The following is a 16,740-nucleotide window of genomic DNA, read 5'->3' as shown; positions in this document are numbered from 1 at the left end:
CACCGGGTACGACAGCAGCCCGCCAGCCTAGAGGTCGGCGAGCCGCCGGGCCCAGTCGCCGCCGACCGGGTCCAGCTCGATGATCCGGGTGTCGTCGTCGCGGCGGTCGATGCGGACCCGCAGGTGGGCGTCCACCAACTGTTCCACCAGGCCCTCACCCCACTCCACCACGGTCACCGAGGCGTCCACCGAGGCGTCCAGGTCGAGGTCGTCGATCTCGGCGCGCGGATCGGCGGCGGCACCCAGCCGGTACGCGTCGGCGTGCACCATGGCCACCCGGCCGCCCCGAGCCGGGTCGGGTTTGTGCACCCGGGCGATCACGAACGTCGGCGAGGTGACGTCCCCGAGCACTCCGAGCCCGGCACCGATGCCCTGGGTGAGCGCGGTCTTGCCGGCACCCAGCGGGCCGGTCAACAGGACCAGGTCACCGGCACGCAGGAGGCCGGCCAGCCGTCGGCCGAACTCCTGGGTGTCCTCGACGGTCGGCAGCTTGACGACCTGACTCACCGTTCCTCCACGCTCGTCAGGGACTCGAGGAACCGCGCCAGCGCGGCGTTGACCTCGTCGGCGTGCTCCAGCATCACCACGTGCCCGCTGTCCTGGATCTTCACGAACTCGGCGTGCGGCAGCCGCCGGACGATCTCCTCCGAGTGGGTCACCGGAGTGATCATGTCCTTGTCGCCGACCACGACCAGCACCGGGGTGTCGGCCAGCGCCGCGAGAGCCGGGAAGCGCGAGTGCGTGGCCAACGTCCGCAGATAGCGGGTGACCGTGTCGGCCGAGGTCCGGGAGTTCATCGTCTCCACGTAGGAGACCAGCGCGGGGCTCGGCTTGCGGGTGCCGAAGCCGTACTTGCGGGTGAGCAGCCAGGCCACGTTCGAGGTCGACTTGCGGGCCTTGTCGATCACCGGTCCGCCATACCGGGTGGCGTTGCTGACCATGAACATCACCGGGCCACCGACCCGACCGAGCAGTGCCGGCGCGACCAGCTTCGTCTCCGCCAGCAGGCCGCCCGAGGTGGCCATCAGCACGGTGCCCACCACCCGGTCACCGAACAGCTCCGGGAACAGCTCGGCGAACGCCATGATGGTCATGCCACCCATCGAGTGGCCGACCAGCACCAGCGGCCCGTCCGGCGCGGTCCGGTCGATCACCTGGCGCAGCGTCCGGCCGAGCACCGTGAGGTCGTACTCGCCGGTCTCCAGCCGCCCGGACAGGCCGTGCCCGGGCTGGTCGTACGCCACGATCCGGTAGTCACCGCGTGCGGCGAGCATCTGGCGCTGGAAGTGGAACGTGCCCATGTCCAGGCAGAAGCCGTGCACCAGCACCACCGTGGGATGCCCGGGCACCGGCCGGGTCGGCTCGACCACCTCGACGTGGATGTCGGTGCCGTCCGGAAGCTCCAGCCGGAACGCTTCGTCGTACCTCTGCGCGCCGAACGTCTCGTGGGCATAGCGGTCGGCGGGGTCGGCCTTGAGCCGGCGGACCAGGGTGCGCTCGGTCGCGACGCCGGCCGCCAGGCCGGCCGCGGCCACCCCGACCGCAGCGCCGACCAGCCCGGCGACCCGGCCGGCCGCGGTCCGCGGCCGGGGGACGCGGTACGGACTCACAGTGCCGCCCCGGTTCGTGGGTGCGGGGCTCGCAACCCCGGCTCACTCCGCGCGCTCACGGCCGCTCGCCGTCGTAGACCCGGGGCACCCGGGTGCTGCCGAAGCGGGTGACGATCTCGTAGTTGATCGTGCCGGTGGCCTCGGCCCAGTCGTCGGCGGTCGGCTCACCGTCGGCACCGCTGCCGAACAGCGTCGCCACGTCGCCGTCGGCCACCGGATCGTCGCCGCAGTCGAGCACGAACTGGTCCATGCAGACCCGACCGGAGATGGTCCGTCGCGAGCCGGCGAGCTGCACCGGCCCGCTGTTGGACGCGTGCCGGGGAACCCCGTCGGCGTAGCCGAGCGGCACCACGGCCAGGTTCGCGTCGTCCGGCGTGGTGTAGGTGTGCCCGTAGGAGACACCGGTGCCGGCCGGCACCCGCTTGGTCAGCATCACCCGGGCCCGCGCGCTCATCGCCGGCCGCAGCCCGTACGTCTCGCCGGCCACCGGGGACAGGCCGTAGATGGCCAGCCCAGGTCGGACCATGTCGAAGTGGGTGTCCGGGCGGGTCAGGGTCGCCGCCGAGTTGGCCAGGTGCCGCCAGCGCGGGCGTAGCCCGGCCTGCTCGACCATGGCCAGCCCCTCGTGGAAGACGGCCAACTGCCGGTCGGTGGTCGGGTGGCCCGGCATGTCCGCGTAAACGAAGTGGCTCCACACGCCGACCACCTCGACCAGGCCGTCGGCCTGCGCCTTGGCGGCGGCGTCCAGGAGCGCCGGCCAGTCGGCGACCGTCGCCCCACCTCGGGACAGCCCGGTGTCGATCTTCAGGTGCAGCCGGGCCGGGCGCTCCGCGAGCCGGCTCGCCTCGATCATCTCGTCCAGCTGCGGCAGGCTGGCCGCGGCCAGGTCCACCCCGGCGCTGACTCCCTCGTGCAGCGGCAGTCCGGGGGCGAGCAGCCAGGCCAGCACCGGTGCGGTCAGCCCGGCCCGGCGCAGGGTGAGCGCCTCGTCGAGAGTGCAGACGCCGAGCCAGTCCGCCCCGGCGTCCAGGGCCGCCCGGGCAGCCGGGATCATGCCGTGGCCGTACCCGTCGCCCTTCACCACCGCCATCAACTCCGCGGTGGTGCCGGACCGCAGTTGGCTCACGTTCGCACGGATCGCATCAAGATCGACGCGTACCTCGGCCTGCCACATGCGCCAAGCCTACTTTCCGCCGTGATCACCGGGGGCGGCGACGCGGGTCCCGCGGGCCGTCGATCCGGTCGTGCCACCCGGAAGCGACATGTTCAGCCCAGCCGGGCGATCACCGGGCGCAGGGCGGTCACCACGTCGGGCGCGGTCACCGGCCCACCTCGGGCCGCCTCCCGGCCGGCCAACCCGTGCAGGTACGCGGCCGAGGCCGCCGCCCGGTCCGCGGGCACACCGGCCGCCAGCAGCGAGCCGAGCAGCCCGGCCAGTACATCGCCGGTGCCGCCGGTGGCCAGCGCCGGGGTGCCGGTCGGATTGACGTACGCCCGGCCGTCCGGGGTGCCGATCACCGTGCGGTCCCCCTTGAGCAGCACCACCGCGTTCATCCAGGCGGCCAGCCGTAGCGCGGCGCCGACCCGGTCGGCGCCGGGCTCCTCCCCGCAGAGCCGGCTGAACTCGCGGTCGTGCGGGGTGACCACGATCGGAGCGTCCCGCCCACGCAGGCGATCGGCGAGCGAGCCGTCCACCAGCAGGGTCAGCGCGTCGGCGTCGAGCACCACCGGCACCGGCGCAGCCAGGACGGCGCGCAGCTCGGCCGCCGCCTGCTCGTCGGTGCCCAGCCCGGAGCCGCACACCCAGGCCTGCACCCGACCCGCGTCGGCCACCCGCCCGGCCGCGATCACCGAGGGGTGCTGGTGCAGCACCTCGGCCCGCGCGCCCCCGGCGTAGCGGATCAGGCCGGTCGGCCCGGCCAGCGCACCGCCGACGGAGAGCACCGCCGCGCCCGGGTAGGTCGCCGAGCCGGTCGCCACCCCTACCACGCCCCGGGTGTACTTCTCCGACGCCGGACCCAGCTGCGGCCACCAGTCGACCAGGTCGGACCACTCGGTGACCCGCAACGCCGGGGTGCCCCGCAGCCACGGCCCGAGCCCGATGTCGACCAGCTCCACCTCCCCGGCCAGGGCGGCGGACGGCCCGACCACCAGGGCCGGCTTCAGCGCGCCGAAGGCCACCGTCACGTCGGCGCGGACCGCGGTCGGCCGGCCGGACGCGGCAAGTGGCACGTGACCGGTGTCCACCGCCACCCCACTCGGTACGTCCACCGCCAGCACGGTGGCCCGGCCACCGTCGCGCCCGCGCAGCTCGCCGAGCCGCTGAACCACCTCGTCGGCGCTCGCCCGCAGTCCGCCGGTGCCGCCGATGCCGACGATGCCGTCGAGGACCAGGTCGACCGGGCCGCTCGGGTGGTCCACCACTCGGCCGCCGGCGGCGCGCAGTGCGGCCAGCCCCGGTGCGTGCGCCCGCCCGGGGCTGAGCAGCAGGGCGGACACGGCGACGCCCCGACGGGCCAGCCGCTCGCCCGCGTACAGCGCGTCGCCGCCGTTGTCACCGGAGCCGACCAGCAGCAGCACCCGGCCGCCGTACACCCCGCCGCGCTCGGCGAGCAGCAGCGCGGCCCGACGGGCCAGTCCAGCGGCGGCTCGCTGCATCAGCGTGCCCTCCGGCAGCGTGCCCATCAGTCCCGCTTCCGCCGCCCGTACGTCGGCCACCCGCCACACCGGTCTCATGCCACCGTGTCCCATTCCGCTCGCGGATGAGCCGGAACGGCCCACCCGGCCGACGTCACCGTTCCGCGACCACCATCGCCGACGCGATCCCACCATCGTGCGACAGCGAGAGATGCCAGCGGTTGACCCCACGCTCGACGGCCGCCGCCGCGACGGTGCCGGAGACGGTCAGCCAGGGCCGGCCGTCCGGGTCGGGCACGACCTCGCAGTCGTGCCAGCTCAGTCCCGCCGGCGCACCGAGGGCCTTGGCGACGGCCTCCTTGGCGGCGAAGCGGGCGGCGAGCGACTCCGGCGAGCGCGGGTTGCCGGAGCGCGTGTATCGCTCGGCCTCGGTGAAGAGCCGGTCGGCGAGCAGCGGCGTCCGCGCCAGAGACCGGGCGAACCGGTCGACCAGGACGACGTCGATGCCGACAGCGACGATCACCAGATCACCCTACCGGCGGCGGAGGCGGCAGATTAGCCGTCGGGTCCGCGGTGGGCAACGCCTGTGGACAGGCCGGGGTACGGCCACCGCCAGCTGTCCACAGGGCACCCCGGGGCACCCCCGTCCCGCCTAGCGTCGGCCCGTCGATCGCCGATGCACACGGGGGTGTGGTCATGACCGGGGAACCGTTCGTCGTCCGACCGGAGGAGCTGCGCGCCGCGGCCGTCACCCTCGACGACGAGGCGCACTGGTTGGCGCTGGGTCTGGCCGGGGTGCCCGGGCTGCTGGTGGCTGCGTCCGGCTGGCGGGCCGCCACGGCACTGGCCGGGCTGGAGGCCGCCGGGCACGCCTGGTTCGGCCGGCTGGGTGCCCGGGTGGCGACGACCGCCGGTGCGGTCCGGATGGCGGCCGAGGCGTACGAGACGGTGGATTCCCGGGCCGCCGGCCGATTCGCTGGCCTGCCCCGGTGACGACGATCGGCTACCGGCAGCTCTGGGCCGCGGATCCGGGCGGCTGGCGGGCCGCCGGGGCGGCCTGGGCCGGGCTGACCGGTCTCGTCGACCGGCGGGCCGACGGGTTGGCCGGGGCCGGCGGGCGCCTACGGGCCGACTGGTCGGGTGGGGCCGCGGTGGCTGCGGACACCCGGCTCGCGGGCCTACGCGACGAGCTGGGTTCGGTCGCACCCGCGCTGATCGAGGCCGATCAGGTGCTGGCCGAGCTCGCCGGCCGGCTGGCGGTGGCCAAGGCACGGCTCGCCGAGGCGGTCGCCCTGGCCGACGCGGCCGGCCTGGTGGTCGACCGGTCGGGCGGCGTGCACGCCGATCCGGCCCGCGGCCGGCCGACCGAGCGGGCCGGCCCCGCGGCGGCCCGGGTGGCGGCGGCACTGCGAGACGCGCTCGACCGGGCCGGTGCGGCGGACCGGACGGCCGCCGACCGGTTGGACGAGCTGGCTCGGGCCGCCGGCTCCGGCTGGGCGTCCCCGCCGCCGTCCGGCCGACCGGCTCCGGGTGCCGCGCCGGCGCTGGTCCGCGCCTGGTGGCACGGGTTGACCCCGGCGCAACGACGGTGGCTGGTCGGCCACGAGCCGACCCTGGTCGGCCGTCTGGACGGGGTTCCGGTGGCCGCCCGCGACCAGGCCAACCGTCTGCGGCTGGGTGCCCGGCGCGAGGAGTTGCTGGCGGAGCGACGGCGGTTACTGGCCCGGGTGCCGCCGGGTCCGGTCGCGTCGGCCCGGCTGCACGGGGTGGCGGCGCGGCTGGCCGGCCTGGACGGGCTCACCGAGCGGCTGGCGACAGCCAGGGGCCCACGGGCGTACCTGCTCGGGCTTGATCCGGCCGGCGAGGGCCGGGTGGTGGTGGCCCTCGGCGACCCGGACCACGCCGATCGGGTACTGACCCACGTGCCGGGGACGACCGCCGGCCTGGACGACGCCCCTGGTGAGCTGGGCCGGGCGGCGCGGGTGCTGGACCGGTGCGCGGCCCTGGCCCCGGGTGAACGCAGCGCGGCGGTGCTCTGGCTGGACTACGACGCACCGGATCTCCTACTGCCGGAGGCGGCCTCGGCCAGCCAGGCCCGGGACGCCGGCCCGGCGTTGCACCGCTTCCAGGAGGGGCTGCGGGCCAGCCACGAGGGGCCGCCGGCCCGGCAGACCGTGCTCGGGCACAGCTACGGATCGCTGGTGGTGGGCATGGCCGCCCGGGAGCACGGGCTGGCCGCCGACGCGCTGGTCTTCGTCGGGTCGCCCGGGGTCGGCGCGGCGCACGCCGGTGAGTTGGGCGTGCCGCCCGGTCAGGTCTGGGCCAGCCGCGCACCGGACGACGTGATCCAGCTGGCCCGCCCCGTTGGCGAGCTGGGTCGGCCGGCCCTGCTCAACGCGGCGCCGCTCGCCGCCGTGCTGGGCTGGCCCGACCGGACGGGGCACGAGCTGTGGTTCGGTCACGATCCGGCCGATGCCGGCTTCGGCGGCCGCGTCTTCGCCAGCGGTCGAGGCGGCCATTCGGGCTACTGGAACCAGGGCAACCCGGCGCTCGACGAGATGGCCCGTGTCGTGCTGGGCCGGTGACAGGCCGGGTCGACAACGAGACCCCGGCCACCGCGGGTGCGGTGACCGGGGCCTCGGATGCCGGCGTCGACTACTCGACGGTGACCGACTTGGCCAGGTTGCGGGGCTGGTCCACGTCGTGCCCCCGGGCGGCGGCGATCTCGGCCGCGAGCACCTGGAGCGGCACCGTGGTGACCAGCGGGGCCAGCAGGGTCGGCGTACGCGGCACATAGATCAGGTGGTCGGCGTACCGGACGACGGCCTCGTCGCCCTCCTCGGCGATCACGATGGTGCGGGCACCGCGCGCCCGTACCTCCTGGATGTTGGAGACGACCTTGTCGTGCAGCATGCCCCGGCCGACCGGGGAGGGCACCACGCAGATCACCGGGGTGCCCTGGTCGATCAGGGCGATCGGGCCGTGCTTCAGCTCGCCGGCGGCGAAGCCCTCGGCGTGCATGTACGCCAGTTCCTTGAGCTTGAGCGCGCCCTCCAGGGCCACCGGGTAGCCGACGTGCCGGCCGATGAACAGCACGGTCGGCTCGGACTTCAGCTCCCGGGCCAGCTGGCGGACGGGCTCGATCCGGTCCAGCAGCTCGCGCAGCTTGCCCGGCATCTCCTGGAGCTGCGCCACCACCGCGCCCACCTCGTCGGCGAACTTGATCCCGCGCACCTGGGCGAGGTGCAGGCCGATCAGGTAGCAGGCGACGAGCTGGGTGAGGAACGCCTTGGTGGAGGCGACGGCGATCTCCGGCCCGCCGTGGGTGTAGAGCACGGCGTCGGACTCGCGCGGGATGGTCGAGCCGTTGGTGTTGCAGATCGCCAGCACCCGGGCCTTCTGCTCCTTGGCGTGGCGCAGTGCCATCAGGGTGTCCATGGTCTCGCCGGACTGCGAGATCACCACGATCAGCGTGGACCGGTCGAGCACCGGGTCGCGGTAGCGGAACTCGCTGGCCAGCTCCACCTCGCAGGGGATCCGGGTCCAGTGCTCGATGGCGTACTTGGCGACCATGCCGGAGTGGTACGCCGTGCCGCAGGCCACGATGAAGATCTTGTCGACGTCGCGCAGATCCTGGTCACTGAGGCGAACCTCGTCGAGGGCGATCTCACCGGTCTCGGTGAGCCGGCCGAGCAGCGTGTCGGCGATGGCCTGCGGCTGCTCCTCGATCTCCTTGAGCATGAACCAGTCGTAGCCGCCCTTCTCCGCGGCCGAGGCGTCCCAGTCGATGTGGAAGTCCTTGCCGCTGGCGGGCTGACCCTCGAAGTCGGTGATCTCGATGCTGTCACCGGTGATCAGGACGATCTGGTCCTGGCCCAGCTCGACCGCTTCCCGGGTGTGCTCGATGAACGCGGCAACGTCACTGGCCAGGTAGTTCTCCCCGTCGCCCCGGCCGACCACCAGCGGTGAGTTGCGCCGGGCACCGACCACCGCACCGGGCACCGAGGCGTCGACGGCGAGCAGGGTGAAGGCACCTTCGAGCCGCTGGCAGACCACGCGCATTCCGGCGGCGAGCAGCTGGGGGCCGTCCGGCTGACCGGCGGCGCGCAGGTCGGCCAGCGCGGCGGAGAGCAGATGTGCGGCGCACTCGGTGTCGGTGTCACTGGTGAACTGGACGCCGTCGGCCTCCAGTTCGGCGCGGAGCTTGGCGAAGTTCTCGATGATGCCGTTGTGGATCACCGCGACCCGGCCGTCGGGGGCGAGGTGCGGATGGGCGTTGCGGTCGGTCGGGCCGCCGTGGGTGGCCCAGCGGGTGTGCCCGATGCCGGTGGTGCCGTCACCGATACCGATCGGACTGGCCGCGCAGGAGGCCGGGTCCTCGGCGGCGCGCTCGGAGAGCACCTTCTCCAGGTTGGCCAGCTTGCCGGCCTTCTTCTCGGTCAGCAGCTGGTCGTCGCAGACGATCGCCACGCCCGCCGAGTCGTAGCCGCGGTATTCCAGCCGACGCAACCCGTCGAGCACGATGCCGAGTGCAGGGCGCGCGCCCGCGTATCCCACGATTCCACACATGGCCGCAGCTTAACCTAGTTTCGCTCATCAAGGGTGCTCGAAAGTCGGCTAAACAATCACTGAATTTGAGCGATCGGTGGTTTGGGGGGCGGCAACGGGACATTCGTCCAGGCCCGGATGGGCAGCCGTCGGGGATGGGGTTGCGGGTGGCCCCCGGGTACGGGACTCTCTCGGCGGAAGCGGCAGGTCCCGCTGCACGGCCCCGTCCCATCTCTCCCGTCCGGAGCAGCCATGTCCGACGTTTCCCCGCCCGACCCGTCGCAGTCGCCGTCGCAGTCGCCGTCGCAGTCGCAGTCCCCGTCGCCGTCGCCGTCCCCGGAGCCTTCCTCCGGCGGGGCCTCGTCGCCCGATCCGACGGCACCGAGCCCGGCATCGTCGGACCCGACGGCGGCGTACTCCTGGGCCCCGCCCGACCCCCTGCCGACACCCGAGCCGCTGGCCCCGGGCCAGGCGTGGGCACCACCGCCCCCGTGGATGACGTCCCCGCCGGCCGCAGCGGGCCCGCACCCCACCGGCTGGTCGCCGCCTGGCTATCCCCCGCCCTACGTCGTCCCCGGAAATCCGCCGGTGGGTGGCGGCCCGTCCACCGGCAAGGTGGTCGGCATCGTCGTGGCGGTCGTCGCGGTGCTCACCCTCCTGCTCTGCGGCGGCCTCTGCGGGGCACCTCTCCTGTTCGCCTGGTTTACCTCGGAGACGAGCCCCATGGAGCCGTACGAGGACGACCCCCAGGGCGACGACGGAGGCTGGCCCGGGCCCAGCATCGAGTCCGCCGCACCGACACCCTCGTCCTTGCCCACGCCCAGCAAGAAGCCGATCACCCGCCCAACCTCGGGGCCGGCTCCGGTCACGGTGGTGTACGAGGTCACCGGGCAGGGCCAGGCGGACATCGCGTACTACGACGCCGAGAGCGACCTCATGCACGTCGACAACGCGACACTGCCGTGGCGCACCACCATCCGGACCAACGGCAAGAGTCGGGTCATGGTGGAAGCCACCTGGCCGGAACTCGAATACACCGGTCCCCTCGACTGCGCCATCACGGTCACCGGCACCGGCAGGCCGTCGATCGACAAGAGCCGGGGCTACTGGATGACCACCTGCGAGGTCACCTGAGGCTGGGGTTCGGCCGGGAGTGGCCGTAGGCTGACGCAGGTGACGACGAGCACCGATGCCGATCCGCTGGTGGCCCGGATGCGGCCGTTCGGCACGACGATCTTCGCCGAGATGTCCGCGCTCGCCATCCGGACCGGCGCGGTCAACCTCGGCCAGGGCTTCCCGGACACCGACGGTCCGCCGGAGATGCTGGCCGCCGCCGCCGAGGCGCTGCGCGGCGGGCAGAACCAATACCCGCCCGGGCCGGGGACACCCGCCCTGCGCGCGGCGGTCGCGGCTCACCAGCGCCGGTTCCACGACCTCGCGTACGACCCGGACGGCGAGATCGTGATCACCGCGGGTGCCACCGAGGCGGTCGCCGCCAGCATCCTCGGCCTCTGCGAGCCGGGCGACGAGGTGATCTGCTTCGAGCCGTACTACGACTCGTACGCCGCCTCGATCGCCCTGGCCGGTGCGGTCCGGCGGCCGGTAACCCTGCGCCCCGCCGCGGACGGCCGGTACGCCTTCGACCCCGCCGCGCTGCGGGCGGCGTTCGGGCCGCGTACCCGGCTGGTGCTGCTCAACTCACCGCACAACCCGACCGGCAAGGTATTCACCCCCGCCGAGCTGACGCTGATCGCCGAGCTGTGCCAGGAGCACGGCGCGTACGCGGTCACCGACGAGGTGTACGAACACCTGGTCTTCACCGACGCGGGCAGCCCGCACGTACCGCTGGCCACCCTGCCCGGGATGTGGGAGCGGACGCTGCGCATCTCGTCGGCCGGCAAGACGTTCTCCTGCACCGGCTGGAAGGTCGGCTGGGTGAGTGGCCCGGCGGCGCTGGTCTCGGCGGTGCTGCGGGTGAAGCAGTTCCTCACCTTCGTCAACGCCGCCCCGCTGCAACCGGCGGTCGCCGTGGCGCTGGCCCTCCCGGACGACTACTACGCCGGTTTCCGGGACGGGCTCCAACGGCAACGTGACCAGCTCGTCAGCGGCCTCACCGACGCGGGGTTCGAGGTGCTGGTGCCGGAGGGGACGTACTTCGTCACCGCCGACGTCACCGCCCTCGGCGGCCGCGACGGCGTGGAGTTCTGCCGCTCGCTGCCGGAGCGCTGCGGTGTGGTGGCGGTGCCGACCCAGGTCTTCTACGACGACGCCGAGGCCGGTCGCCGGCTGGTCCGGTTCGCCTTCTGCAAGCGCCCCGAGGTGCTGACCGAGGCGGTCACCCGGCTGCGCCGCCTCGCCGGAACACCCGCGCCGACCCCGGATCCCCGCGCCGATCTAGGGAAAATCGTCGCGATTTGAGATCCACTGACGACGATTTGCCCTAGATCGACGGGGCGCACGGGCGCGGGGCGCGGGCGCGGGGCGCGGGCGTGGGGCGGGGTTAGGGTTTGGTGGGGCTGGCGGTGCGGACCAGCTCGGCGATGCGCTCGGCGACCTCGCGGGCGGTCTGCTCGGTGGCCGCCTCGACCATCACCCGGACCAGCGGCTCGGTACCCGACGGGCGCAGCAGCACGCGGCCGGTCTCGCCCAGCTCGGCCTCGGCCCGCTCGACCTCGGCGCGTACGGCCGGGGCGGCGGCACCGACGGTACGGTCGCCGACCGGCACGTTGATCAGCACCTGCGGCAGCTTGGTGACCACCGAGGCCAGGTCGGCCAGGGACCGGCCGGTGGCCGCCATCCGGGCCATCAGGTGCAGGCCGGTGAGTACCCCGTCGCCGGTGGTGGCGTGCGCGGGCATGACGATGTGGCCGCTCTGCTCGCCGCCGAGCGCCAGCCCGGAGGCGCGCAGCTCCTCCAGCACGTACCGGTCGCCGACCTTGGTCTCGATGAGCCGGATGCCCTGCGCGGACATGGCCAGCCGCAGACCGAGGTTGCTCATCACGGTGGCCACCAGGGTGTCCTTGGTGAGCGTGCCGGCATCCCGCATGGCCAGCGCGAGGATCGCCATCACCTGGTCGCCGTCGACCTCGTCGCCCTCGGCGGTGACCGCCACGATGCGGTCGGCGTCGCCGTCGTGGGCGATGCCCAGGTGGGCGCCGTGCTCGACAACGGCGGCGCGCAGCGCCTCGATGTGATTGGAACCGCAGTCGTCGTTGATGTTCAGGCCGTCCGGCTCGGCGTGGATCGCGATGACCTCCGCGCCGGCCTCCCGGTAGGCGACCGGGCCGACCTCGGCGGCTGCGCCGTTGGCGCAGTCGACCACGACCTTGATCCCGTCGAGCCGGTGCGGCAGGGCACCGACCAGGTGCTGGACGTAGTGGTCGGCACCGTCGAGCAGGTCGTGGACCCGGCCGATGCCGGCGCCGATCGGGCGCTCCCAGGCGGTGGTGGCGTTCGCCTCGACGGCGGCCTCGATCTGCATCTCGATCTCGTCGGGGAGCTTGTGCCCACCGGCGGCGAAGAGCTTGATCCCGTTGTCCGGCATCGGGTTGTGCGACGCGGAGAGCACGACCCCGAGGTCGGCCTTCGCCTCGGCGGTGAGGAACGCCACCGCCGGGGTGGGCAGCACGCCGACCCGCACCACGTTGGCCCCGGCACTGGTCAGCCCGGCCACCACGGCGGCCTCCAGCATCTCGCCGCTGGCACGGGTGTCCCGGCCGACCACGGCGAGCGGCGGATGGCTGCGGTCCGTCTCGGCGAGAGTGTGCGCGGCGGCCACGGCGAGCGCGAGCGCCAATTCGGGGGTGAGATCCGCGTTCGCCCGCCCGCGTACGCCGTCCGTGCCGAACAACCGACCCATACCCGCCAACCTCCGATGAGCACTACCGATGAGGAGAAAGCGGAACGGCCGGCCCACCTCCCCGGTCGAGGGGAGGCGGACCGGCCGTCCGTCAGAAGTACAACGCGCTGGTGAAGATCAGCGCTTCGAGTACTGGGGAGCCTTACGGGCCTTCTTGAGGCCGTACTTCTTGCTCTCCTTGACCCGGGCGTCCCGGGTGAGGAAGCCGGCCTTCTTGAGGGCCGGACGGTCGTCCGGCTCGTTGACGATCAGCGCACGGGCGATGGCCAGCCGCAGCGCACCGGCCTGGCCGGTGGTGCCGCCGCCACGCAGGTTGGCGATGACGTCGAACGCCTCGGGCTTCTCGGCGGTGACCAGCGGGTCCTTGATCAGCTGCTGGTGCACCTTGCTCGGGAAGTAGGCCTCGAGGTCGCGGCCGTTGCAGGTGATCTTGCCGGTGCCCGGAACGATGCGGACCCGGACGATGGCCTCCTTGCGCCGACCCACGGTCTGGATCGGGCGGTCACCACGCGGCGCGCGGGCGACGGGCGCCGGCGCCTCGGTGGCCTCGGGGGCAACCTCGGTCTCGGTGGTGATGTCGGTCATGCTGCTTCCTTCGCCCGCGCTCACTGCGCGATCTGCTTGATCTCGAACGGCACCGGCTGCTGCGCGAGGTGCGGGTGCTCGGCACCGGCGTAGACCTTCAGCTTCTTGATCAGCTGACGGCCGAGCTTGTTGTGCGGGAGCATCCCCTTCACAGCCAGCTCGATGGCCCGCTCGGGGCGCTTGGTCAGCAGCTCGTCGTAGCCGACCTGCTTCAGACCACCCGGGTAACCGGAGTGGCGGTAAGCAACCTTGGTCTGGCGCTTGTTGCCGGTCAGCGCAACCTTGCCCGCGTTCACGATGACGACAAAGTCGCCCGTGTCGACGTGCGGCGCGAAAGTCGGCTTGTGCTTACCACGCAGCAACGTGGCGGCGTGGGTGGCCAGGCGGCCCAGCACGACATCAGAGGCGTCGATGACGTGCCACTGACGCTCGATCTCACCCGGCTTCGGGCTGTACGTACGCACAGGTCTACCTTGTCTCGTCGTCGGTCTGGGGTCGCGCGCCGAGGTGACCAGATCTTGCAGGCCGGACCAGCGCGCACGAACGACCAAGCGTACCTGATGGGGCACGCCTCTGGATGTCGCACAACAGCAGGCAACGATACCCGGCGCCCCATCGGCAGGTCAAAGCGGGGGTACGGGACCCGCGATCAACCGTCGTCGGTCAGAGCTGCTGAAGAATGCGCAGCGCGCGACCGACCCGGAGCATCGTATCGGTGTCGGCGACATCCACACAGTCGGTGAACCACTTCTTCATCGGCGAGGAGAGCCGATCGGGCATCACCACGTACCGGCCCATCGACACGGCGAGCGGGGAGTCCCGCAGCAGGGACTCCTCGACCACCTCCACCACGATCACGATGGGTACGTCGGTGGAGTTGTAGACGTCCGAGCTGATCACCAGGCCGAGGCGTTCCCGAGCGCCCTCGATGCGCCAGACCTCACCCCTACGCAGCACGCGGCCGTCCGCGGAAGAGCAGGTCGTCGACCATGCCCACCTCGCGGGCGTCGGCGAGGGCGGCGGACTCCAGATCCAGGCCGGCGCGACCGACGGCGGCGGCGTGCGCGGTGAACACCTCGCGCAGCGCCTTCTCCTTGGCGGCCTGGTCCATCCACGCGGAGAGCGACAGCCCTTCGCGCTTGGCGAACCGCCGGGCCTCCTCGATCGTCTCGTCCGTGAACGAAAGGGTCACCTTGGCAGTCATGCCGCTGAGACTACCCATCGGTATGACCGCCAGTCATCCGCGCGCTCGCCGCTCCCCCACCGGCGTCGAAACGTACATTCCGCCACGTGGCGGTCACCGTCACCGAGGCGTGCGCCCGCCGCCGTCCGGCCCGGCCAGCCGGCCGCCGAACACCGCGAAGCGCCACTCCTTGAAGAAGCAGTCGACGTCGACCAGGCCGGCCTCGACGAGCCACCGGCACTGGTCGGCGACGGTCGCCGGCCGGTCGTACCGCATCCGCTCCCGCGCGGCGGCGATCTCCTCGGGGTCCGAGCCCAGCTCGGTGATCCGCGTGGTCCACACCTCGTCGTAGCGTCGGTCGAGGGCCGGGGTCGGGCCGGCCACCTGCTCGGCGTTGACGAACACACCGCCGGGTGCCAGCGCGGCGGCGGCTCGCCGGTAGAGCGCCCGCTTGCCGGCGTCGTCCAGGTGGTGGATCGCCAGCGCGCTCACCACCGCGTCGTAGCGGCCAGCGGGCAGCGGGTCGGCCAGATCGGCACGGACCGTACGGTGCGGCACGGACCGGGCGCGCAGGTGGTCGGCGGCGCGGGCGAGCATCCCCGGCGCGGCGTCCACCAGGGTCAGCCGGGCCTGCGGCACCACGGCGGCGAGCAGCAGCGAGAGCAGGCCGGTGCCGGCGCCCAGATCCAGCACCTCCGGGGTACGCCCGGCAGCCAGTGCGGCGCGCAGCGGCGGCGCGGCTACCTGCACGGCGGCGCCGTAGAAGGCGTCGAAGCAGGGCACCAGCCGTCGGCGGGCCTCGTCGTAGCTGCCGGCCACCGCGTCGAAGGCGTCCGCCACACTCATTGGGCCTCCCATGTAATGAGATTGTTGTCCCATATCCTAAGCAGGAGAGCGACGGTAGCGATACCGCCGACCGCACGCTGGGACACGAACGCCCAGCGTGCCGACGGACGTACGGCAGGTCGACCGGCGTCACCGTTGGGCCGGACCCGGGGCTCGACCCGCTGTGAGGCGCACTTGACAGGACCGAAACAGACGGGACCCGGGCCGGAAACCGCCCAGCGGCACGCTTTCCCGACATGACAGACGGTGCACGGTCGGCGACTCGACCGGGGCGGTCGCCCCGGAAGACGGCGGCGCACTGCCCGTACCGCGCGTTCCAGTGCGGCGTCCTGCTGCACCGGGAGGGCTGATGCGGGAGGAACTGGCCGGCTTCACCATCGGGGTGACCGCCGACCGGCGGCGCGACGAGTTGGCCGCCCTGCTCGAACGGCGGGGAGCCCGGGTCGTGCTCGCCCCGGCACTGCGGATCGTGCCCCTGTCCGACGACACCGAGCTGCGCGAGGCGACCCGCGCCTGTCTGAACCGGCCACCGGACATCCTGATGGCCAACACCGGCATCGGCATGCGCGGGTGGCTGGAGGCCGCCGAGGGTTGGGGTCTGGCCGAGCCGCTGCGCTCGGTGCTGGCCGGCTCGTACGTGGTGGCCCGGGGCCCCAAGGCACGCGGCGCGATCCGGGCCGCCGGGCTGCACGACCAGTGGTCGCCGATCTCGGAGAGCTGCGACGAGGTGGTCGACCACCTGCGCCGCCGTGGAGTGGCCGGGCAGGTGATCGCCATGCAGCTGCACGGCGAGCGCCAACCGGAGTGCACGCTCGCGCTGGAGGCGGCCGGCGCCACGGTGATCGAGGTGCCGGTCTACCGCTGGGCCCCGCCCACCGATCCGGCGCCGCTGCACCGGCTGGTCGACCTGATCGCCGGACGGCTGGTGGACGCGGTGACGTTCACCTCGGCACCGGCGGTCGATGCGCTGCTGGTCGCTGCCGGCGACCGTACCGACGCGGTGCTGTCCGCATTCCGCGGTGACGTGCTGGCGAGCTGCGTCGGCGCGGTCACCGCCGAGCCGCTGCTGCGACGCGGGGTGCCGGTCGCCGCGCCCAGTCGCGCCCGGTTGGGCGCGCTGGTGCGGACCATCGTCGACGAGCTACCCCGGCGGACGACGACGTTCAAGGCCGGCGGGCACCTGCTCACCCTGCGCGGGCACGCCGCGGTGATCGACGGCGAGCTACGCCCTCTTGCGCCCGCCCCGATGGCGGTGCTGCGGGCGCTGGCCCAGGCACCCGGCCGGGTGCTGTCCCGTACCGTCCTGCTGCGGACCCTGCCCCGGGGCGCGGACGAGCACGCGGTGGAGATGGCGGTGGCCCGACTCCGGGCCGGCCTGCGCGCTCCCCGCGTGGTGCAGACCGTGGTCAAGCGCGGCTACCGGCTCCGGGTCGACTGACGGCCGCGGCCGGCCGGCGTGTGCCGACCGGCCG

At 73.3% G+C, this 16,740-nt stretch carries 17 protein-coding genes; 5 read left to right on the top strand and 12 right to left on the bottom strand.

The annotated features are described in order from the left end of the window. Positions 1 to 27: 27 nt before the first annotated feature. From tsaE to ACFQGL_RS01475, 5 genes are all read right to left on the bottom strand, one after another. Positions 28 to 507 (bottom strand): tRNA (adenosine(37)-N6)-threonylcarbamoyltransferase complex ATPase subunit type 1 TsaE, encoded by a 480-nt coding sequence (tsaE, locus tag ACFQGL_RS01495; RefSeq protein ID WP_377504154.1) that lies wholly within the window; start codon positions 505 to 507, stop codon positions 28 to 30. Continuing rightward, the gene (locus ACFQGL_RS01490; protein ID WP_377504152.1) at positions 504 to 1,610 is read right to left on the bottom strand and encodes an alpha/beta fold hydrolase; all 1,107 of its coding nucleotides are present in this window, start codon (positions 1,608 to 1,610) and stop codon (positions 504 to 506) included. Before ACFQGL_RS01490 ends, tsaE begins: the two co-directional genes overlap by 4 nt. 55 nt (positions 1,611 to 1,665) lie before the next feature. Beyond that, positions 1,666 to 2,784: an alanine racemase gene (gene alr / locus ACFQGL_RS01485; RefSeq protein ID WP_377504150.1), complete on the bottom strand. Its 1,119-nt coding sequence runs from the start codon at positions 2,782 to 2,784 to the stop codon at positions 1,666 to 1,668. A 92-nt stretch (positions 2,785 to 2,876) separates the two neighbouring features. Next, positions 2,877 to 4,346: an NAD(P)H-hydrate dehydratase gene (locus ACFQGL_RS01480; RefSeq protein ID WP_377504148.1), complete on the bottom strand. Its 1,470-nt coding sequence runs from the start codon at positions 4,344 to 4,346 to the stop codon at positions 2,877 to 2,879. Between the two features lie 55 nt (positions 4,347 to 4,401). Continuing rightward, positions 4,402 to 4,770 (bottom strand): holo-ACP synthase, encoded by a 369-nt coding sequence (locus tag ACFQGL_RS01475; RefSeq protein ID WP_377504146.1) that lies wholly within the window; start codon positions 4,768 to 4,770, stop codon positions 4,402 to 4,404. Between the two features lie 173 nt (positions 4,771 to 4,943). On the opposite strand from ACFQGL_RS01475, the gene ACFQGL_RS01470 reads away from it, so the two are divergent. Further along, on the top strand, positions 4,944 to 5,240 hold the full coding sequence (locus ACFQGL_RS01470) for a hypothetical protein (RefSeq protein WP_377504144.1): 297 nt from the start codon (positions 4,944 to 4,946) through the stop codon (positions 5,238 to 5,240). Beyond that, on the top strand, positions 5,237 to 6,832 hold the full coding sequence (locus ACFQGL_RS01465; RefSeq protein ID WP_377504142.1) for an alpha/beta hydrolase: 1,596 nt from the start codon (positions 5,237 to 5,239) through the stop codon (positions 6,830 to 6,832). The genes ACFQGL_RS01470 and ACFQGL_RS01465 overlap by 4 nt, the downstream gene beginning before the upstream one ends. Positions 6,833 to 6,902: 70 nt before the next feature. On the opposite strand, the gene glmS is transcribed toward ACFQGL_RS01465, so the two are convergent. Next, entirely contained in the window at positions 6,903 to 8,816 is a 1,914-nt protein-coding gene (glmS, locus tag ACFQGL_RS01460) for a glutamine--fructose-6-phosphate transaminase (isomerizing) (RefSeq protein WP_377504140.1), read from the bottom strand. Between the two features lie 474 nt (positions 8,817 to 9,290). On the opposite strand from glmS, the gene ACFQGL_RS01455 reads away from it, so the two are divergent. Continuing rightward, positions 9,291 to 9,929, top strand: coding sequence for an MmpS family transport accessory protein (locus ACFQGL_RS01455; RefSeq protein ID WP_377504138.1), 639 nt, complete (start codon positions 9,291 to 9,293; stop codon positions 9,927 to 9,929). A 39-nt stretch (positions 9,930 to 9,968) separates the two neighbouring features. Beyond that, positions 9,969 to 11,213 (top strand): pyridoxal phosphate-dependent aminotransferase, encoded by a 1,245-nt coding sequence (locus ACFQGL_RS01450; protein WP_377504136.1) that lies wholly within the window; start codon positions 9,969 to 9,971, stop codon positions 11,211 to 11,213. 82 nt (positions 11,214 to 11,295) lie between these two features. Here ACFQGL_RS01450 and glmM read toward each other — a convergent pair whose 3' ends face one another. From glmM to ACFQGL_RS01420, 6 genes are all read right to left on the bottom strand, one after another. Continuing rightward, positions 11,296 to 12,654: a phosphoglucosamine mutase gene (gene glmM, locus ACFQGL_RS01445; protein ID WP_377504134.1), complete on the bottom strand. Its 1,359-nt coding sequence runs from the start codon at positions 12,652 to 12,654 to the stop codon at positions 11,296 to 11,298. A 117-nt stretch (positions 12,655 to 12,771) separates the two neighbouring features. Further along, positions 12,772 to 13,239 carry a 30S ribosomal protein S9 gene (gene rpsI, locus ACFQGL_RS01440; protein WP_110563055.1) on the bottom strand — a complete coding sequence of 156 codons (468 nt, stop codon included), beginning with the start codon at positions 13,237 to 13,239 and terminating at the stop codon, positions 12,772 to 12,774. A 20-nt stretch (positions 13,240 to 13,259) separates the two neighbouring features. Then, entirely contained in the window at positions 13,260 to 13,703 is a 444-nt protein-coding gene (gene rplM / locus ACFQGL_RS01435) for a 50S ribosomal protein L13 (protein WP_007465158.1), read from the bottom strand. 199 nt (positions 13,704 to 13,902) lie between these two features. Beyond that, positions 13,903 to 14,196 (bottom strand): hypothetical protein, encoded by a 294-nt coding sequence (locus ACFQGL_RS01430; protein WP_074314529.1) that lies wholly within the window; start codon positions 14,194 to 14,196, stop codon positions 13,903 to 13,905. Next, positions 14,186 to 14,443 (bottom strand): DUF6364 family protein, encoded by a 258-nt coding sequence (locus ACFQGL_RS01425; RefSeq protein WP_377504131.1) that lies wholly within the window; start codon positions 14,441 to 14,443, stop codon positions 14,186 to 14,188. The genes ACFQGL_RS01430 and ACFQGL_RS01425 overlap by 11 nt, the downstream gene beginning before the upstream one ends. Positions 14,444 to 14,542: 99 nt before the next feature. Then, positions 14,543 to 15,268: a class I SAM-dependent methyltransferase gene (locus tag ACFQGL_RS01420; RefSeq protein ID WP_377504129.1), complete on the bottom strand. Its 726-nt coding sequence runs from the start codon at positions 15,266 to 15,268 to the stop codon at positions 14,543 to 14,545. A 349-nt stretch (positions 15,269 to 15,617) separates the two neighbouring features. On the opposite strand from ACFQGL_RS01420, the gene ACFQGL_RS01415 reads away from it, so the two are divergent. Then, positions 15,618 to 16,706, top strand: a complete 1,089-nt coding sequence (locus tag ACFQGL_RS01415; RefSeq protein ID WP_377504127.1) for a uroporphyrinogen-III synthase — start codon at positions 15,618 to 15,620, stop codon at positions 16,704 to 16,706. Positions 16,707 to 16,740: the final 34 nt, after the last annotated feature.

The organism is Micromonospora vulcania, from assembly GCF_042658605.1.
GTDB lineage: Bacteria > Actinomycetota > Actinomycetes > Mycobacteriales > Micromonosporaceae > Micromonospora > Micromonospora vulcania.
This window is presented reverse-complemented; position numbering and strand designations above follow the sequence as displayed.